This window comes from Stutzerimonas kunmingensis (assembly GCF_900114065.1).
Lineage (GTDB): Bacteria > Pseudomonadota > Gammaproteobacteria > Pseudomonadales > Pseudomonadaceae > Stutzerimonas > Stutzerimonas kunmingensis.
In genome coordinates, this window is record NZ_FORS01000006.1 from 129,884 (window position 1) to 145,185 (window position 15,302).

The 15,302-nt window shown below is 63.0% G+C and carries 12 protein-coding genes and 1 pseudogene; 8 read left to right on the forward strand and 5 right to left on the reverse strand.

Translation table 11 applies throughout. The features are described from left to right. Positions 1–157: 157 nt before the first annotated feature. Positions 158–1,360 carry a nicotinate phosphoribosyltransferase gene (pncB, locus tag BM275_RS15620; protein ID WP_090522226.1) on the forward strand — a complete coding sequence of 401 codons (1,203 nt, stop codon included), beginning with the start codon at positions 158–160 and terminating at the stop codon, positions 1,358–1,360. Positions 1,361–1,375: 15 nt separating this feature from the next. On the opposite strand, the gene BM275_RS15625 is transcribed toward pncB, so the two are convergent. Further along, positions 1,376–2,572 carry a GGDEF domain-containing protein gene (locus tag BM275_RS15625; RefSeq protein WP_090522228.1) on the reverse strand — a complete coding sequence of 399 codons (1,197 nt, stop codon included), beginning with the start codon at positions 2,570–2,572 and terminating at the stop codon, positions 1,376–1,378. 342 nt (positions 2,573–2,914) lie between these two features. Between BM275_RS15625 and BM275_RS15630 the strand changes: the two are divergent. After that, a pseudogene (locus BM275_RS15630) lies at positions 2,915–4,836 on the forward strand (autotransporter domain-containing protein). Positions 4,837–4,891: 55 nt separating this feature from the next. Here the strand turns inward: BM275_RS15630 and BM275_RS15635 are convergent. Then, complete coding sequence (locus BM275_RS15635) at positions 4,892–5,797, reverse strand: hypothetical protein (protein WP_023444114.1); 906 nt, start codon at positions 5,795–5,797, stop codon at positions 4,892–4,894. A gap of 359 nt (positions 5,798–6,156) precedes the next feature. Between BM275_RS15635 and BM275_RS15640 the strand changes: the two genes are divergently transcribed. Further along, positions 6,157–6,423 (forward strand): hypothetical protein, encoded by a 267-nt coding sequence (locus BM275_RS15640; protein WP_041013134.1) that lies wholly within the window; start codon positions 6,157–6,159, stop codon positions 6,421–6,423. A 4-nt stretch (positions 6,424–6,427) separates the two neighbouring features. Here the strand turns inward: BM275_RS15640 and BM275_RS15645 are convergent, their stop codons facing one another. Next, positions 6,428–7,318, reverse strand: a complete 891-nt coding sequence (locus BM275_RS15645; RefSeq protein WP_014819388.1) for a LysR family transcriptional regulator ArgP — start codon at positions 7,316–7,318, stop codon at positions 6,428–6,430. 90 nt (positions 7,319–7,408) lie between these two features. Here BM275_RS15645 and BM275_RS15650 point away from each other — a divergent pair, with 90 nt between their 5' ends. The 4 genes from BM275_RS15650 (at position 7,409) to BM275_RS15665 (ending at position 12,155) form a co-directional block, all read left to right on the forward strand. Then, positions 7,409–8,017, forward strand: coding sequence for a LysE/ArgO family amino acid transporter (locus BM275_RS15650; RefSeq protein ID WP_090522230.1), 609 nt, complete (start codon positions 7,409–7,411; stop codon positions 8,015–8,017). 395 nt (positions 8,018–8,412) lie between these two features. Further along, the gene (locus BM275_RS15655) at positions 8,413–8,994 is read left to right on the forward strand and encodes a superoxide dismutase (RefSeq protein WP_003294652.1); all 582 of its coding nucleotides are present in this window, start codon (positions 8,413–8,415) and stop codon (positions 8,992–8,994) included. Positions 8,995–9,279: 285 nt separating this feature from the next. Next, positions 9,280–11,340: a putative bifunctional diguanylate cyclase/phosphodiesterase gene (locus tag BM275_RS15660; RefSeq protein ID WP_090522231.1), complete on the forward strand. Its 2,061-nt coding sequence runs from the start codon at positions 9,280–9,282 to the stop codon at positions 11,338–11,340. Positions 11,341–11,471: 131 nt separating this feature from the next. After that, the gene (locus tag BM275_RS15665) at positions 11,472–12,155 is read left to right on the forward strand and encodes a spermidine synthase (RefSeq protein ID WP_090522233.1); all 684 of its coding nucleotides are present in this window, start codon (positions 11,472–11,474) and stop codon (positions 12,153–12,155) included. A gap of 10 nt (positions 12,156–12,165) precedes the next feature. Here BM275_RS15665 and BM275_RS15670 read toward each other — a convergent pair whose 3' ends face one another. Both BM275_RS15670 and BM275_RS15675 read right to left on the reverse strand, forming a co-directional pair. Then, positions 12,166–13,059, reverse strand: coding sequence for a GIDE domain-containing protein (locus tag BM275_RS15670; RefSeq protein WP_014819383.1), 894 nt, complete (start codon positions 13,057–13,059; stop codon positions 12,166–12,168). Between the two features lies 1 nt (position 13,060). Next, entirely contained in the window at positions 13,061–13,633 is a 573-nt protein-coding gene (locus tag BM275_RS15675) for a LemA family protein (RefSeq protein WP_090522235.1), read from the reverse strand. Between the two features lie 172 nt (positions 13,634–13,805). Here BM275_RS15675 and BM275_RS15680 point away from each other — a divergent pair, with 172 nt between their 5' ends. Then, entirely contained in the window at positions 13,806–15,140 is a 1,335-nt protein-coding gene (locus BM275_RS15680) for an imelysin family protein (RefSeq protein ID WP_090522237.1), read from the forward strand. Positions 15,141–15,302 lie beyond the last annotated feature (162 nt).

Here is a 15,302-nt window from a genome sequence, read left to right on the forward strand (position 1 = left end):
ATAACGGGCAGCACCGCTTTTATAAGCCGTTTGCGCAAAGCGACAGCCGGCGGAAGCTGATATCTGCCGTTATTTGATTTCCCTCACTTATAACGATGACCAGCATCCCTCGCCGTTTGTCGATATCATCGACAGGCATTTCAAGCTGGAGCGGTCGATGAACAGCAGCGCCTTTTCCGAACGAATCGTCCAGAGCCTGCTGGATACCGATTTCTACAAGCTCACCATGATGCAGGCGGTGCTGCATCACTATCCGAATGCGGAGGTGGAGTGGGCATTCCGCAGCCGCTCCGGTGAAGACCTGACCCCCTACCTCGACGAGATCCGCCAGCAGATCGAGGCGCTTGCCGAGCTGCAGATGACGACCGAGGAGCTGGCCTACCTCGAGCGCATCCCCTACATGCAACCCGACTTCATCCGTTTCCTCGGCTTGTTCCGTTTCGACCTGCGTTATCTGCAGGTGAACATCGAGGACGGCGAGCTGGTGATGCACCTGCGCGGCCCCTGGCTCCACGTGATCCTGTTCGAAGTGCCGCTGCTGGCCATCGTCAGCGAGGTGCGCAACCGCGCGCGCTATCCCACGGTGACGCTGGCCCAGGCGCGCGACCGGCTGGATGAGAAGCTGAACTGGCTACGCAGCCAGGCCAGCCGTGACGAACTGGCCAGCTTTACCCTGGCTGATTTCGGCACACGCCGTCGCTTCTCCTTTGCCGTACAGGCGATGGTGGTGGACCGACTGCAATGCGATTTTCCCGGTTGTTTCGCTGGCACCAGCAACGTGCATCTGGCTCGCACACGGAATGTGAAGCCGATGGGCACCATGGCCCACGAGTGGATCATGGCGCACCAGCAGCTCGGCCCGCGACTCATCGACAGCCAGGTCGCGGCGCTGGACTGCTGGGTTCGCGAATATCGTGGGGCGCTGGGCATCGCGCTGACCGACTGCATCACCATGGATGCCTTCCTGCGCGACTTCGATCTCTACTTCGCCAAGCTGTTCGACGGCCTGCGCCATGACTCGGGCGACCCTCTACTGTGGGCGGAGAAAGCCATCGCGCATTACCAGCGCCTGGGTATCGATCCGAAAACCCGCCAGCTGATCTTTTCCGATGGCCTCGACCTGGCCAGAGCACTGGAAATCCACCGCGCGCTCATCGGGCGCAGCAACCCCAGCTTTGGCATCGGCACCGGACTCACCTGCGACATTCCAGGCGTGGAGCCGACCAACATGGTCATCAAGATGACCGCCTGCAATGGTCAGCCGGTGGCGAAGATCTCCGACTCGCCGGGCAAGACCATGTGCCGCGACGAGGCGTTCGTCAGCTACATGCGGTACGTCTTCGGCCTGGGCAATGGCTGACGGAGCGACGCGCGACTAGTCGCGCATGACGAATGCCTGCGGCGGTTGCACAGCCTCCGGATCCGTGGCGCAGAGGCGATTACGCCCGCTCATCTTGGCGTAATACATGCGCTTATCCGCCAGCTCCAGCAGGTCCCGGCAGTCTGCGATCCGATCGCAACGGCGTTCGGCCAGCCCGATGCTCGCCGTCAGCGGTGCACCGTCCGGCCGCACGCCGAGCCCCTGGCCAACGATGCGCTCAAGCGCCATGTGCGCCTGCTGCATGTCGGTCTCCGGCATGATCAGCAGGAACTCTTCGCCGCCCCAGCGCAGCAGGCTGTCCGAGCCTCGCAGCGTCGCCACCAGACGCCTGGCCGCCTCGCGCAGGACCTGATCGCCGGACTCATGGCCATGGTTGTCGTTGATCGACTTGAAGTGGTCGAGGTCGATGAATGCCAGCGCCAGCGGACCATCCTTGCGCTGTGCGCTGTCCCACTGCAGCCGAAGAATTTCCTCGCCGCTGCCGCGGGAGAAAACCCCGGTGAGCGGGTCGCGGATGGCCTGGCGCACCAACGCGAACATGAACGCCAGCTGGCTCATGCTGGCCAGGCTGGCGACGCCGGCGATCAGGATCAACAGCCAGAAGGCACCGGCGAACGACGGCCAGTTCAGCGTCGCCCAGCTGAGATAGCCAGCCAGTGCCTGCGCCAGCAGCAGCAGGCTGGAGAGCACGAGATTCTCCACCAGGGTCAGCGGAAAAATGGTCAGCCCGGCCATCAGTACGAACGGCAGAAAGGCGTAGCCGGCGCCGACCACCGCGGAAAACTGCGCCAGCTGATAGCTGCCGAGCAAGGTATGCGAGGCGATGTAGAAGATGGTCGGGATGGCGAACAGGATCGCGATCGCTCGATAGGCGTCCAGCAGATTGCCGCTCGGACGGTAGAACAGCAGCAGGCAGGTGAACGCCAGGCACGCCATCATCCGAAAACCGGCCAGCGCCGCCCACAGCCTGGGCTCGAACACCATCAGATCGATCAGGCTCCACAGCGGGGTCAGCACTGCGAACAGAAAGGCGAACAGGCGAACGCGGTTGACGATCAGGGTCGCGCGGCGCTGGCAGAGCAGCAGCGGATGGCGTCGCGGGCTCAGCAGATGACGAAGCTCGTTGGGCTTGAGTTCGCTGGGTAGCAACGAGCTCAGGCGACTGCGCAGCAGGTCGAGAATCGATGGCATTTATTATTGTGCTCCCAGGCAGGGAAGGTTCTTTACACAGCGGGCGGCTCCGGTTGCCGCTCGCTGCTTTTCAATATCCGTCTTAAAGCAGATCACCGTTCGGCGGTGCAACGGACGTCCACAGAAGCGCAAGCGCGGCGAATGGTATCAGTTGGCCACCTACAACCTTTGAGCCAGGACAATGAATTCACGCTTTGAGTACCTCCTAAGAACGATCTGCCCGTTCGGGAAAATCGCCCTTTCGGGCGCTTATGCCCGCTGCCGGCTCCCACTAGCGTGAGCGGATCGCCCGCGCATGTGCGAGCGATGCATCCAGACAAAAAGAACAATAAGGAGTTACCCGTGCAGAGCGCCCTCAAACCGCTTGCGGCAGCCGTTCTACTCACCTGCGCGACAGACGCGGCCATCGCCAATGACGGCCCGTTCAGTCAGTTCGTCGTGTTCGGCGACTCGCTGAGCGATGCTGGCACTTTCCCGACCTGCAAAGCCCGACCCTCGGGGGCAACCCTACCGGAGGCTTGCGCTTCACCAACCGAACCGGCCCCACTTACGGCGCCGGCGAATATATTGGCGAGGTCGGTACGCAACGCCTGGCGAGCATGCTGGGCCTTCAATCGTTACCCTCCACGCCGCTGTTACCGGCAGTCCTCACAGGCAATCCGGACGGCACCAACTATGCCGTCGGCGGTTACCGCACCGACCAGATTCTCGATTCGATCACCCTCGACTCGACCGTTTCCGCGGGCGGCTCTACCCGGACCCGGCCCGGCTATCTGGTCGAGAACCCGCGCGTCGACAGCAATGCTCTCTACTACCTGAACGGCGGCGGTAACGACATCTTCCAGCTCGGCACCAACCCGGTCACGATGGCTGACGCCGCCGGTAATCTGGTGGCTGGCGTCGCTGCACTACAGGCCGCGGGCGCGCGCTACATCATCGTCTCCGATCTGCCGGACGTCGGCATCACGCCACTAGGTGCCACCGCTGGTCCGGGCGGAGCTGCCACACTCAACTTTCTAAGCGACCAGTTCAACGCGGCGCTGGCAGAACAGCTGCAAGCCCAGGGTGGCAACTATGTGCTGGTCAACAACCGGCTATTGCTGGCCGAGGTACGTGCAGACCTGGCCGCCTTTGGCTTCGACCCGAACGTGGCGCAGACGGCAGTATGCTTCGACCCGTCATCGTCAACGTCGCCTTGCCTGCCGGACCCGACCTACAGCCTCGGCGGCACAGCACCTGATCCTAACCGCCTGCTGTTCAACGACGCCGTCCATCCAACCACCGCTGTTCATCAGATCAGCGCCGACTACCTGTACTCGATCATTTCCGCGCCCTGGGAAGTATCCCTGCTACCGGAAATGGGCCGCTCGGCACTGCGCGCTCACCTGCAGCAACTGGACAACGAACTGTCTGCGCGGCGCGGCGACTGGCAGGCGGTCGGCGCCTGGCGCACCTTCGTCCAGGGTGGTTACAACCGGCCTGAGTACGACGGTTACGGTGGCGGTGACGGTAGCGGCCTGAGCCTGTCGCTTGGTGTTACCCAGCGTTTGAGTGAGACGTGGCTGGCCGGCGTCAGCCTGGGCCTGGCGGAAAACTCGCTGGAACTGGGCAGAAACGACTCCGAGTACGACATGCGCAGCTACCTGGCCACGGCCTTCGCCCGTTACGAACACCAGCGTCTGTTCGCCGACTTCAGCCTCAGCGCCGGGTATCTGGACTACCACGACCTCAAGCGTACGTTCGCCCTTGGCATCAGCGAGCGCACGGAAAAGGGTGACACCGAAGGCACGCTATGGGGCGCGGCGGCGAAGGCTGGCTTCAACCTGATGCAGCCAGGCGATCAACTCCAGTTCGGCCCATTCGTCGGTGCCAGCTATCAGAAGGTCGAAGTCGACGGTTACAGCGAGCAGGGCGAGCGCTCCACTGCATTGAGCTATGACGATCAGGAACTGGATTCGCTGCGCCTCTCACTCGGCCTGTTCGGCGACTATGCGCTGAGCGAACGCACGCGGCTATTCGGCGAGGTGGCGCGGGAGGTGGAGCGCGAGGACGAGGATCGGCGTGACCTGCGCATGTCGCTGAACAGTGTGTCGGGCAACAGCTTCGAGCTGCCGGGCGCGGTACCGACCGGCGACCAGACGCGCTTCAGCGTAGGCCTGACGCACCGCCTGACGCCCGGTCTGGCGCTGCGCGCCAACTACCATTACCGCGGCAACGATAACCGCGACCACGGAGTGGGGTTGTCACTGGCCTGGGACCTGTAAAGCTCGAAGGACGCAAAGGCCGCCGTCGCGAATACGCGCGGCGGCTCTTACGCGGTTAACGTCCGTCGAGCTGACCTTGCAGATTGGCGATCTGCCCCTGCATGGAATTGATGGTGCGGGTGACCTGAGCCCGGAAGGAGTCGAACTCGGCGGTGTTGATCGCGTTTGGCGCGGGCGCCGGCCGATTGTCCAGCTCGCTGCGCAGCACCAGGATGTCCTGCTCCAGCCGGCTGATCGCCTGACTCTGGTTACCGCCCTGCTTCAGCGCCGCGATGTCCTTGCTCAGGCTGTCGACCCGTCCGGCCAGCTTGCCCTGCTCGTCTAGGGTCGTTTTGAGTGAAGCCTGCTCGCTGCCCAACGCCTTGACGCTCTCTGCCAGTGTCGCAGTACTCCCCTGCTGAGCCTGCAGGTCGGCACCCAGCTGCTCGAGGCGCTTGCCCTGCTCGTCCATGCGCCGATCCTGATTGCCCTGTTTGCCAGTCAGGCTCTGCTGTTCGGTAGCAAAGGCCTGCTGCTTGCGGTCAAGATCGATGGCCTGTTGCTCAAGCTGCTTGATGCGCAGTTTCACCGCCTCGCTTTCCGTAGTCACATTGGACTCGGTCGCAACGACTTTCCCGCTGATGTCCTGCAGTCGTCCCGCGGCATCCTCACTGATACGCGCGAAGCTTTCCTGGGTGGCGACCAGCTGCATTTCCAGCATGGCGATCTTCTGATAACTCCACCAGCCGAGAGCACCAAGGCTGAGGAGCAAGGCCAGCACCATGACCCACAGCGGCGCCGTGCTCACCTTGCCAGCAGTGCTTGCAGGGCGACGTTTCTGGCGGGAGCGCCCGTCATCCACAGGCTCATCGGCGGTTCTGCGGATCGGCTCGAGATCCGGCGCCGGATAGGGCTCCACGCGGTCACGGCCTGCGGTCAGGCTGGGAATGTTGTCCAGTTCGTCGTGAGCATCGTTGCGCATGGGGTACCTTCAATGGCGCGGTGCGAAATACAGCGCGCAGTATAACGATTCAGGGCGTGCCCATCAGTGACGGCGCGCCGGTGGAGCAGATGCACCGTGGTAGAGCAGTGCGCCGCTTGTGATACGCATCACGGTGCATCGAATGGCGCACTCGGCAGCCCCGCGAACAGGCACCACAGCGGTGACCATCGCCTACGGGCAGTCTGCAGGCCTCGCCAGCCGGGCGCTTCGCCTGCCAGATGCAAAAACCGCGCAGCAACGCCGGAAATTGGTACGCCACTTGCTCTGTCTCACTTGCCAGCGGATAGACACTTCCGACAGGGATGTTGGGCCTTAGGGCAATTCACGAGGAACACAGCATGGAGCTGAACAAGGCGGTTATCGACTGCATGCGCAGCCTGCGACGCAGACTTCGCGATGAGCAGCAACTCGACATCCATCTCGACCAACCGGATGCGGTTACGGCAATGCTTGCCGGGTGCATGAACTCCAACGATGAGCTGACCCGCGAACTCGGACGCCAGCTCGCCGTGTTCAGTGATCGGTTGCCGGCACCACCTCCACCACGGGCGGCCAGCAGCGGCGCCACGGTACGCATTTACCGAGGCCAGCGCGTACTCGCCTGAGCGCTCAATCAACCAGTAACCAGTCGCTGGCGCAACGCACCAGATGCCGGGTCAGCTCGTCGAGCAATTGCCCGCCATTACGCCAGTGATGCCAATACAAAGGCACGTCGATCGGCGGTCCGGACAGCACATCGACCAATTCCCCGCGCGCAAGTTCGCCGCGCACCTGTAACTCCGGCACCAACCCCCAGCCAAGCCCGCTCTGCAGCAGGCGTACGAAACCTTCGGACGACGGGCAGAGGTGATGGACGAACGCCTCTCCCCCGCCGACTGCTGCCATGTAGCGGTGTTGCAGCTGGTCATCCGGGCCGAAGACCACGGCAGGCACCCGAGCCAGATCCGCAGCGGCTGCCGGTCGCTGGAAATGCCGACTGACAAAGACCGGACTGGCCAGCGCGCGATAGCGCATCGCACCAAGAAACTGACTGCGCGCGCCTGCCAGCGGCCGTTCCGCCGCGCACACGCAGGCTGCGACCTCGCCAGCGCGCATGCGCTTGAGCCCGACCGCCTGGTCTTCCACCACATGATCGAGCAGCACCCGATGCTCGGCGCAGAACGACGCCACCGCGCCGGCCCACCAGGTCGCCAGGCTGTCGGCATTCAGGGCAATACGCAATCGCTCGGGCAGGCGATTTTCGTCCAGCGCCGGGACCTGCCCTTGCAGGTCTCGCTCGAGCAAGCGCACCTGCTGCACATGGTTGAGCAATCGTTGACCCAGCTCGGTCGGCCGGGGCGGCGTATCGCGCAGCAGCACCGGCTGACCGACGCGCGCCTCGAGTAATTTGATCCGCTGGGATATGGCCGATTGCGAAAGCCCCAACGCCTGCGCGGCTCGTTCGAAACCCGCCTGCTCGACAACCGCCGCAAGCGCCGCGAGTAATTTGTAATCGAACATCAGTATTCCTAATGCACCCTGAAGAGAATTTGTTTCTCTTATAACGCCCCGCTGCCCAGACTCACCAGTAAATCAGACGAGGCGTGCGGCATGAATGCAATCTGGCAAAGCTATATCAACGGCCTTCTGGTCGCGGCGGGGCTGATCATGGCGATCGGCGCGCAGAATGCGTTCGTGCTCGCGCAAAGCCTGCGCCGGGAGCACCATCTGCCGGTGGCGGCGCTGTGCATCGTCTGTGACGTACTGTTGGTCAGCGTCGGTGTATTCGGACTGGCAGCGGTGCTGGCGGACAACCCGCTACTGCTGGAGATCACCCGCTGGGGCGGCGTCGCCTTCCTGCTCTGGTACGGTACCCTGGCGCTGCGTCGCGCGTTCAAGCCACAGAGCCTGCGCAGCGCTGATGCGCAGCCGCGACCGCTGCGTGCGGTGCTGTTGGCCGCGCTGGCGGTGACGTTGCTCAATCCGCACGTCTATCTCGATACAGTGGTACTGATCGGCTCACTCGGCGCACAGCAGCCCGAGCCAGGCGCCTACACACTGGGCGCTGCCAGTGCATCGACACTGTGGTTCATGACCCTGGCGCTCGGTGGCGCCTGGCTTGCGCCCTGGCTGGCCCGCCCGCTGACCTGGCGTCTGATCGACCTCGGCGTCGCTGCCATGATGTTCGCGATTGCCGCACAGCTCGCATTCGCCAGCTGACGCCCTGGCGCGCGACCGGCCGCGCCATTTTTGCAGGTCGCAAGGAACGCCCAGCCCGACGGCGCGGTCCACGCAAGGCGCAGCCAGTTGTTTGCATCCGCTGCCTCGCCTCGCCAACCCCTCTGGAACCTATATTCCATACAGTTGCCGCGTGGTTTTGCCGCAGGTCGGGTGCTATGATCGCTGGCTCGCAGACATGGAGCGGAAGGCTTCAGTCTGTCTGTTCGGCCGACCGTGAACGGCCAGAGATTGCGCAAGCATGTAGCGAGCGAAGGGAACGACAGAGGTCAGGGTGGGACGCACATTCGCTCCTGCTCACCGGTATCGCCGGCACGCCTCGCACGCTCCTTCCAGCTGGCCGCATCAATCCTCGACACCTGAGTAGGAGATACATCATGGCTTTCGAATTGCCGCCGCTGCCGTACGAAAAGAACGCTCTCGAGCCGCACATGTCCGCCGAGACGCTCGAGTTTCACCACGACAAGCACCACGCTGCTTACGTGACCAATCTGAACAACCTGATCCCGGGCACCGAGTTCGAAGGCAAGGATCTGGAAAGCATCATCAAGACCTCTTCCGGTGGCATATTCAACAATGCCGCTCAGGTCTGGAACCACACCTTCTTCTGGAACTGCCTGGCGCCAAACGCCGGTGGTCAGCCGACTGGCGCGCTGGCCGATGCCATCAACGCATCCTTCGGCTCGTTCGACAAGTTCAAGGAAGAGTTCACCAAGACCGCCATCGGCACCTTCGGCTCCGGCTGGGCCTGGCTGGTGAAGAAGTCGGACGGCAGCCTCGGCCTGGCAAGCACCATCGGTGCCGGCAACCCGATGACTGCAGGTGACAAGCCACTGCTGACCTGTGACGTCTGGGAACACGCCTACTACATCGACTACCGCAACGCTCGTCCGAAGTTCGTCGAAGCGTTCTGGAACCTGGTCAACTGGGACTTCGTCGCGAAGAACTTCGCCGGCTGAGCCACCCAGCGCTAACGAAAATGCCCGCACTTGTTGCGGGCATTTTCATTTAAGGGTTCGGTGTCGCCTGCCGCTATACATTTGCAGTCCGGAAAAAAGTCGCCTTACGGTATCGGTAATCGACGTGCAATGTTTCCTTAGGATTACGCCTTTGGGCTTGCATCCTAAGACGTACTGCCGGCACAGTCGGAGCTTGCTGACTTACTGGTTTAATTGCCTTTGACGATTGCCGAATGACTAACAATACTTCCGCAACCGAGCGTCGGCACGGAAAAGGACCTTCATTTGAAGCTGGAAATGCGCAATAGCCTGTCGCGTAAGCTCCTGCGTGTAGTCCTGCTATCGGCGCTTGCGGTAGGGCTGGTGCTCAGCTGCGCACAGATCATCTTCGGTGCCTACAAGACACGCCAGTTGATCGAAGCCGATGCCCAACGCATCCTGCGCATGACCCGCGACCCATCCACTCAGGCGATCTACAGCCTCGACCGCGAGATGGGCGCCCAGGTGATGGAGGGGCTCTTCCAGCACGAATCGATTCGCATGGCATCCATCGGCCATCCGGACGAAGGCATGCTGGCGCTGAAGATCAGACCACCTATCGACCTACCGACACGCTGGCTGACCGATCCGATTCTCCACCGCGACCGACAGTTCTCGATTCCGCTGATCGGCAAACCGCCTTACAACGAATATTACGGCGAGCTGCGCATAACCCTGGACACCGCCAAATACGGCCAGGAATTCATCAACGACTCCATCGTGATCTTCATCGTCGGCATCCTGCGTGCGCTGACGCTGGGCTTCGTGCTCTTCCTGATCTACCAGTGGCTGCTGACCCGTCCGTTGACCAAGCTCATCGAGCATCTGGCGCGGATCAACCCCGACCGTCCCGGCGAGCACAAGTTGCCGATGATCCGTGGGCATGAGCGCAACGAGCTAGGCCTGTGGGTGGAAACGGCCAACGGCTTGCTCGCCTCCATCGAACACAACATGCACCTGCGTCAGGAGGCTGAAAGCAGCCTGTATCGCATGACCCAGTACGACTCCCTGACCGGTCTGCCGAACCGGCAGCAGCTGCAAAGTCAGCTCGACCACATTCTCGACGAGGCTCGACGCATGCAGCGGCGCGTCGCAGTGCTTTGTCTGGGGCTTGACGACTTCAAGGGTGTAAACGAGCAGTACAGCTATCAGGCCGGCGACTGCCTGCTCAAGGCTCTGGCAGACCGCCTGCGCGGCTCCGCTGGCCGTCTCGGTGCGCTGGCACGACTGGGCGGCGATCAGTTCGTCCTCGTACTCAGCGGCATCGAGCAGCCCTATGAGGCCGCCGAGCTCGCTCAGGCGCTGCTGGACGATCTGGAAAACCCCATCGAATTCGACGGCGACCCGATTCGGTTGCGCGCCACCATCGGCATCACGCTGTACCCGGAAGATGGCGACAATACCGAGAAGCTGCTGCAAAAGGCCGAGCAGACCATGACGCTGGCAAAGAGCCGCTCGCGCAACCGCTACCAGTTCTATGTCGCCAGCATCGACAGCGAGATGCGCGCCCGTCGGGAGCTGGAAAAGGACCTCAGCGAAGCGCTCAAGCGCAACGAGTTCCATCTGGTCTACCAGCCCCAGGTCGACTACCGCCAGAACCGCATCACCGGCGTCGAGGCACTCATCCGCTGGAAACACCCCCAGGGCAAGCTGGTCCCACCGGATCTGTTCATCCCGCTGGCGGAGCAGAACGGCAGCATCATCGAGATCGGCAAATGGGTGCTCGATCAGGCCTGCAGCCAGCTGCGGCAGTGGCATGCCGAGGGCTACACCGGTCTGCGCGTTGCGGTGAATCTTTCCACCGTACAACTGCGCCACCCGCAGCTACCGCAGATGATCGGCGAGCTGCTGCAGAAGCACCAGTTGCCGGCCGAAACCCTCGAACTGGAGGTGACCGAGACGGGGCTGATAGAAGACATCGACGCGGCAGCGCACAACCTGCACAGCCTGCGGCGCTCCGGCGCGCTGATCGCGATCGACGATTTCGGTACCGGTTACTCCTCGCTGAGTTATCTCAAGAGCCTGCCGCTGGACAAGATCAAGATCGACAAGAGCTTCGTCCAGGACATCGGCCAGGACGAGGGCGCGACCATCGTGCGCGCGGTCATCCAGCTGGGCAAAAGCCTCGGCATGACGGTGATCGCCGAGGGCGTCGAAACACCGGAGCAGGAAGCCTATCTGATCGCCGAAGGTTGCCAGGAAGGCCAGGGCTACTATTACAGCAAGCCGCTGCCCGCCCGCGATCTCGACCTGCTGCTGCGCCAGTCGACGCCATTCGATCGGGCAGTCAATTCCGAGCTGCGCTAGCCCGACAGCGCGCGGCTGGCGCGCATCGCCGCCTCGATCGCCTCCCGCACTTGCCCCCTGGCGCTGGCCAGTCATGAGCACATGGGCCACACTTCCAGCCTTTTATCGCCCGCGCCTACAACGAGTCCCCGATGAAACGCTTCGTACTCCTGGATACCGCCGCCATTCCCACTGGCGGCGCCTTGTGCCTGTTCGAATATGGCGATGACTTCGTCATCAAGATCCAGGGCGGAAACGGCAATCAGCTGATGAACACCCGCACCCATGGCTCAGAGGACGCGCTGGCGGAGATTCCCTGCAAACGGATCGCCGCACGGTCGCAGGCCCGCGTGCTGATCGGTGGGCTGGGGATGGGTTTTACCCTCGCTTCTGCGTTGCGCCATCTCGGGCCGGACGCCGAGGTGCTGGTCGCCGAACTGGTGCCAGGGGTGATCGAGTGGAACCGCGGTGCGCTCGGTGAGAAGTCCGGCAATCCGCTGCGCGATGCCCGCGCACGGGTGCTGAATCAGGACGTCGCCGAGTTACTGCGGAAACAAGCCCAGGGCTTCGATGCGATCATGCTGGACGTCGACAACGGTCCCGAGGGACTGACGCAGAAGAGCAACAGTTGGCTGTACTCGGCTGACGGCCTCAACGCCTGCGCCCGCGCGCTGCGCCCGTCCGGGATCCTCGCGGTCTGGTCGGCCAGCGCCGACCGCGCCTTTTCCGACAAGCTCGCCAAGGCCGGCTTCAAGGCTGAAGAAGTGCAGGTGTTCGCCCACGGCAACCGCGGCACCCGGCATACGATCTGGATCGCCGAAAAACGCAAGCGCTGAGCCGGCCGGTTTACCAGGCCGTCACACCCAACTGCGACGCCAGCCAGACGGCGCCAGCCAGGCACATTAGTGCACCACCGGCGGCCTGCCAGTAGAAGCGCTGCGTGAGCACTTCTTCGCCGTGGCTGGACAGTACGAAGGGCAGCGCCTCGCCTGGCTGCCCCAGCTGGTGCAATGCCGGCGCGGCGCTGCTCTCGCGATGCCGATCTTCCGCCTCGAGGCGCGCCGCCAGGCGTACGCGACTCCACTCCTGCTCGTCGAGCTGACCGTCGGCGTTGCTGTCGAAACGCTGCAGCAGGCCGGCGAAATCCCCCTTCCACTGACGGATCACGTCGCGCTTGGCGGATTGCAGGTCGAGGCCCTGTCGCCCGCCGCCGCTCGTGCGGAAATCACCGAGTGCGTAAAGCGGTTCACCCTCGTGCAGACGTTCCTCGGTGTAGCGATAGCGCTTGCCGATGCTGAACAGGCCGAGCCAGCCATTCGGAGCGACACCGCGCGGGTGGCGCAGATCGCCGGTCCAGACCTTGCGGAAGGCGGGATGGACCTCCGCGCCACGCGGGTCGATCAGGCATTCGCCGGTGGCATCGGCCAGACGCAGCCAGGCTTCACTGACGCCGCGTTCGACCACACTCCAGCTGCTGCGCTTGCCGTTGGAACGGTACTCCTCGATACGGTAGCGCCACCACAGGCAGCGCTCGCCGGTCAGCGGCGCCATCGGTTGCGGCACCATCAGCTCGCGTAGCACACCAACCAGCTCGACATACCCCTGGGCTGCCGAGCGAATGCGAGAAGTCGGGGTATCGAGCAAATGACGGGCACGCGACCAGCGACCGATGCAGATCCACGCCCCGCCAACGCAAAGCGCGGCGGCGAGAATGAGTGTGAAAACCTGGCCCGGATGCATTTCAGCCGAACAGCGCCTTGAGATCGACGTCGGCCTTCTCCGCCTCGCTGAACTGCAGCAGGGCAGCCTCCTTGAAACCGAACGTCCGCGCCAGTAGTACATCGGGGAATTGCTCGATGCGCACGTTGTTCAGGTTGACCGCCTCGTTGTACAGCTCACGGCGATCGGCGATTCCGCTTTCCAGTCCGCTGATGCGCTGCTGCAGATGGCGGAAACTCTCGTTGGCCTTGAGCTCGGGGTAGTTCTCGGCCAGCGCGAACAGCCGCCCGAGGCCGGCACGCAGACCGGTTTCGGCTTGCCCAAGCGCACTCACATCGCCCTGCTCCCGCGCGCTGGACACGGCATTGCGCGCACTGATCACCTGCTCCAGCGTATTGCGTTCATGCTGCATGTACTGCCGGCAGGTCTCCACTAGCTTGGGCAACTCTTCATGGCGCTGACGCAGCAGCACGTCGATATTGGCCCAGGCCTTGCTGACGCCATGCTTCAGACGCACCAGCCCGTTGTAGAGAATCACCGCGTAAGCGGCGACGAGAAACAGCACAACCAGCACAACCACAGCGCTCAGGCTCATAGCATCTCCAGGGACAAAGGCCGTCAGAACGCCAGCATTCTACCGGCTGCACCTAAACGGAAGAGAGAGCCTGTGCACGCATTGGCTTTGCACAAAATGAAAATCTTTCGCATTATTGACGGCTTCCGAGCAGCCCTCGGCTTCGTTCAATCGCACGCAAAGGAACCCGCACATGCTACGCACCCCCATCTGGGCAACCGCCAGCCTCCTCGCTGTGGCCATCTCACTCGCCGGTTGCGGTGAGGACAAGACCCCCGCGAACCAGACTGCTGCCCCGCAAAGCACTACCGAAAGCGTGCCAGCCGAAAAGGCGCAGGCGCCCGATGAGAAAGCGGCCAAGGCAGTCGTCAGCCACTACGCCGATCTGGCGCTGGCGGTATTCAGCGATGCCCACGCCACCGGCGTGAAACTGCAGGAAGCTGTCGACGCCCTCCTCGCCAACCCCAGCGAAGAGACCCTGCAGGCCGCGCGTCAGGCCTGGCTGGCGGCCCGCGTTCCCTACATGCAGACCGAGGTATTCCGCTTCGGCAACGCCGTGGTGGATGACTGGGAAGGTCAGCTCAATGCCTGGCCGCTCGATGAGGGCCTGATCGATTACATCGAGGGCGACTACCAGCACGCCCTCGGCAACCCGGGCGCCACAGCCAATATCATCGCCAACAGCGAACTGCAGATTGGCGAAGACAAGGTCAACACCAGCGAAATCAACGCCGAGCTGCTGGCCAGCCTCAACGAACTGGCCGGCTCCGAAGCGAACGTCGCCACTGGCTACCACGCGATCGAGTTCCTGCTCTGGGGCCAGGACCTCAATGGCACAGGCCCAGGTGCCGGCGAGCGGCCCTACACCGACTACGTGGAAGGCGAAAGCTGCACCGGCGACAATTGCGACCGCCGCCGCACCTATCTGAAAGTCGCGACCGAACTACTGGTCAGCGACCTGCAGGAAATGGTCGAGCAGTGGCAGCCGAATGCCGAGAACTACCGCGCCAGCCTCGAAGCCGATACCGCGGAAAACGGCCTGCGCAAGATGTTCTTCGGCATGGGAAGCCTGTCCCTCGGCGAACTGGCTGGCGAGCGCATGAAAGTCGCTCTGGAAGCCAACTCCACCGAAGACGAGCACGACTGCTTCAGCGACAACACCCACAACTCGCACTTCTTCAATGCCCGTGGCGTTCGTAACGTCTATCTCGGCGAGTACAAGCGCGTCGACGGCACCACACTGACCGGCCCGAGCCTGGCCTCGCTGGTTCAGGGCGTCAGCCCGGAGGTGGACAGCACGCTGAAGACCGACCTGGAAACTACCGAAGCCATGCTGCAGGTTCTGGTGGAAAGTGCTGAGAACGGCGAAGCGTTCGATCAGCTGATCGCCTCGGACAACACCGAAGGCCAGCAGAAAGTACGCGATGCCATCGGCGCACTAGTCAAGCAGACCGCCGCGATTGAGCAGGCCGCCGGTGCCCTCGGCATCAGCGACCTCAACCCTGACACCGCCGATCACGAGTTCTGATCGGCGCCGACACGGGCGCAGCTGTTGCGCCCGTGTCGGGCTTTTCGCTGTACCCCTGCCTGGTCCCAGAGCGCGCGCTCCTCTCGCGCAAATGCAAATCCCTCTTATTCCATTACGATTAGCCTGCTAAGATTGCGCGGCTTAATTCACCGCCCCGCAGGT

Coding starts and splice junctions, on each gene's coding strand:
- BM275_RS15635 (WP_023444114.1), bottom strand. CDS start 5,797: ATGCGCAACGATGCTCACGACGAACTGGACAACATTCCCAGCCTGACC.
- BM275_RS15680 (WP_090522237.1), top strand. CDS start 13,806: ATGCTACGCACCCCCATCTGGGCAACCGCCAGCCTCCTCGCTGTGGCC.
- BM275_RS15670 (WP_014819383.1), bottom strand. CDS start 13,059: ATGCATCCGGGCCAGGTTTTCACACTCATTCTCGCCGCCGCGCTTTGC.
- BM275_RS15655 (WP_003294652.1), top strand. CDS start 8,413: ATGGCTTTCGAATTGCCGCCGCTGCCGTACGAAAAGAACGCTCTCGAG.
- BM275_RS15625 (WP_090522228.1), bottom strand. CDS start 2,572: ATGCCATCGATTCTCGACCTGCTGCGCAGTCGCCTGAGCTCGTTGCTA.
- BM275_RS15645 (WP_014819388.1), bottom strand. CDS start 7,318: ATGTTCGATTACAAATTACTCGCGGCGCTTGCGGCGGTTGTCGAGCAG.
- BM275_RS15650 (WP_090522230.1), top strand. CDS start 7,409: ATGAATGCAATCTGGCAAAGCTATATCAACGGCCTTCTGGTCGCGGCG.
- BM275_RS15665 (WP_090522233.1), top strand. CDS start 11,472: ATGAAACGCTTCGTACTCCTGGATACCGCCGCCATTCCCACTGGCGGC.
- BM275_RS15675 (WP_090522235.1), bottom strand. CDS start 13,633: ATGAGCCTGAGCGCTGTGGTTGTGCTGGTTGTGCTGTTTCTCGTCGCC.
- BM275_RS15640 (WP_041013134.1), top strand. CDS start 6,157: ATGGAGCTGAACAAGGCGGTTATCGACTGCATGCGCAGCCTGCGACGC.
- pncB (WP_090522226.1), top strand. CDS start 158: ATGAACAGCAGCGCCTTTTCCGAACGAATCGTCCAGAGCCTGCTGGAT.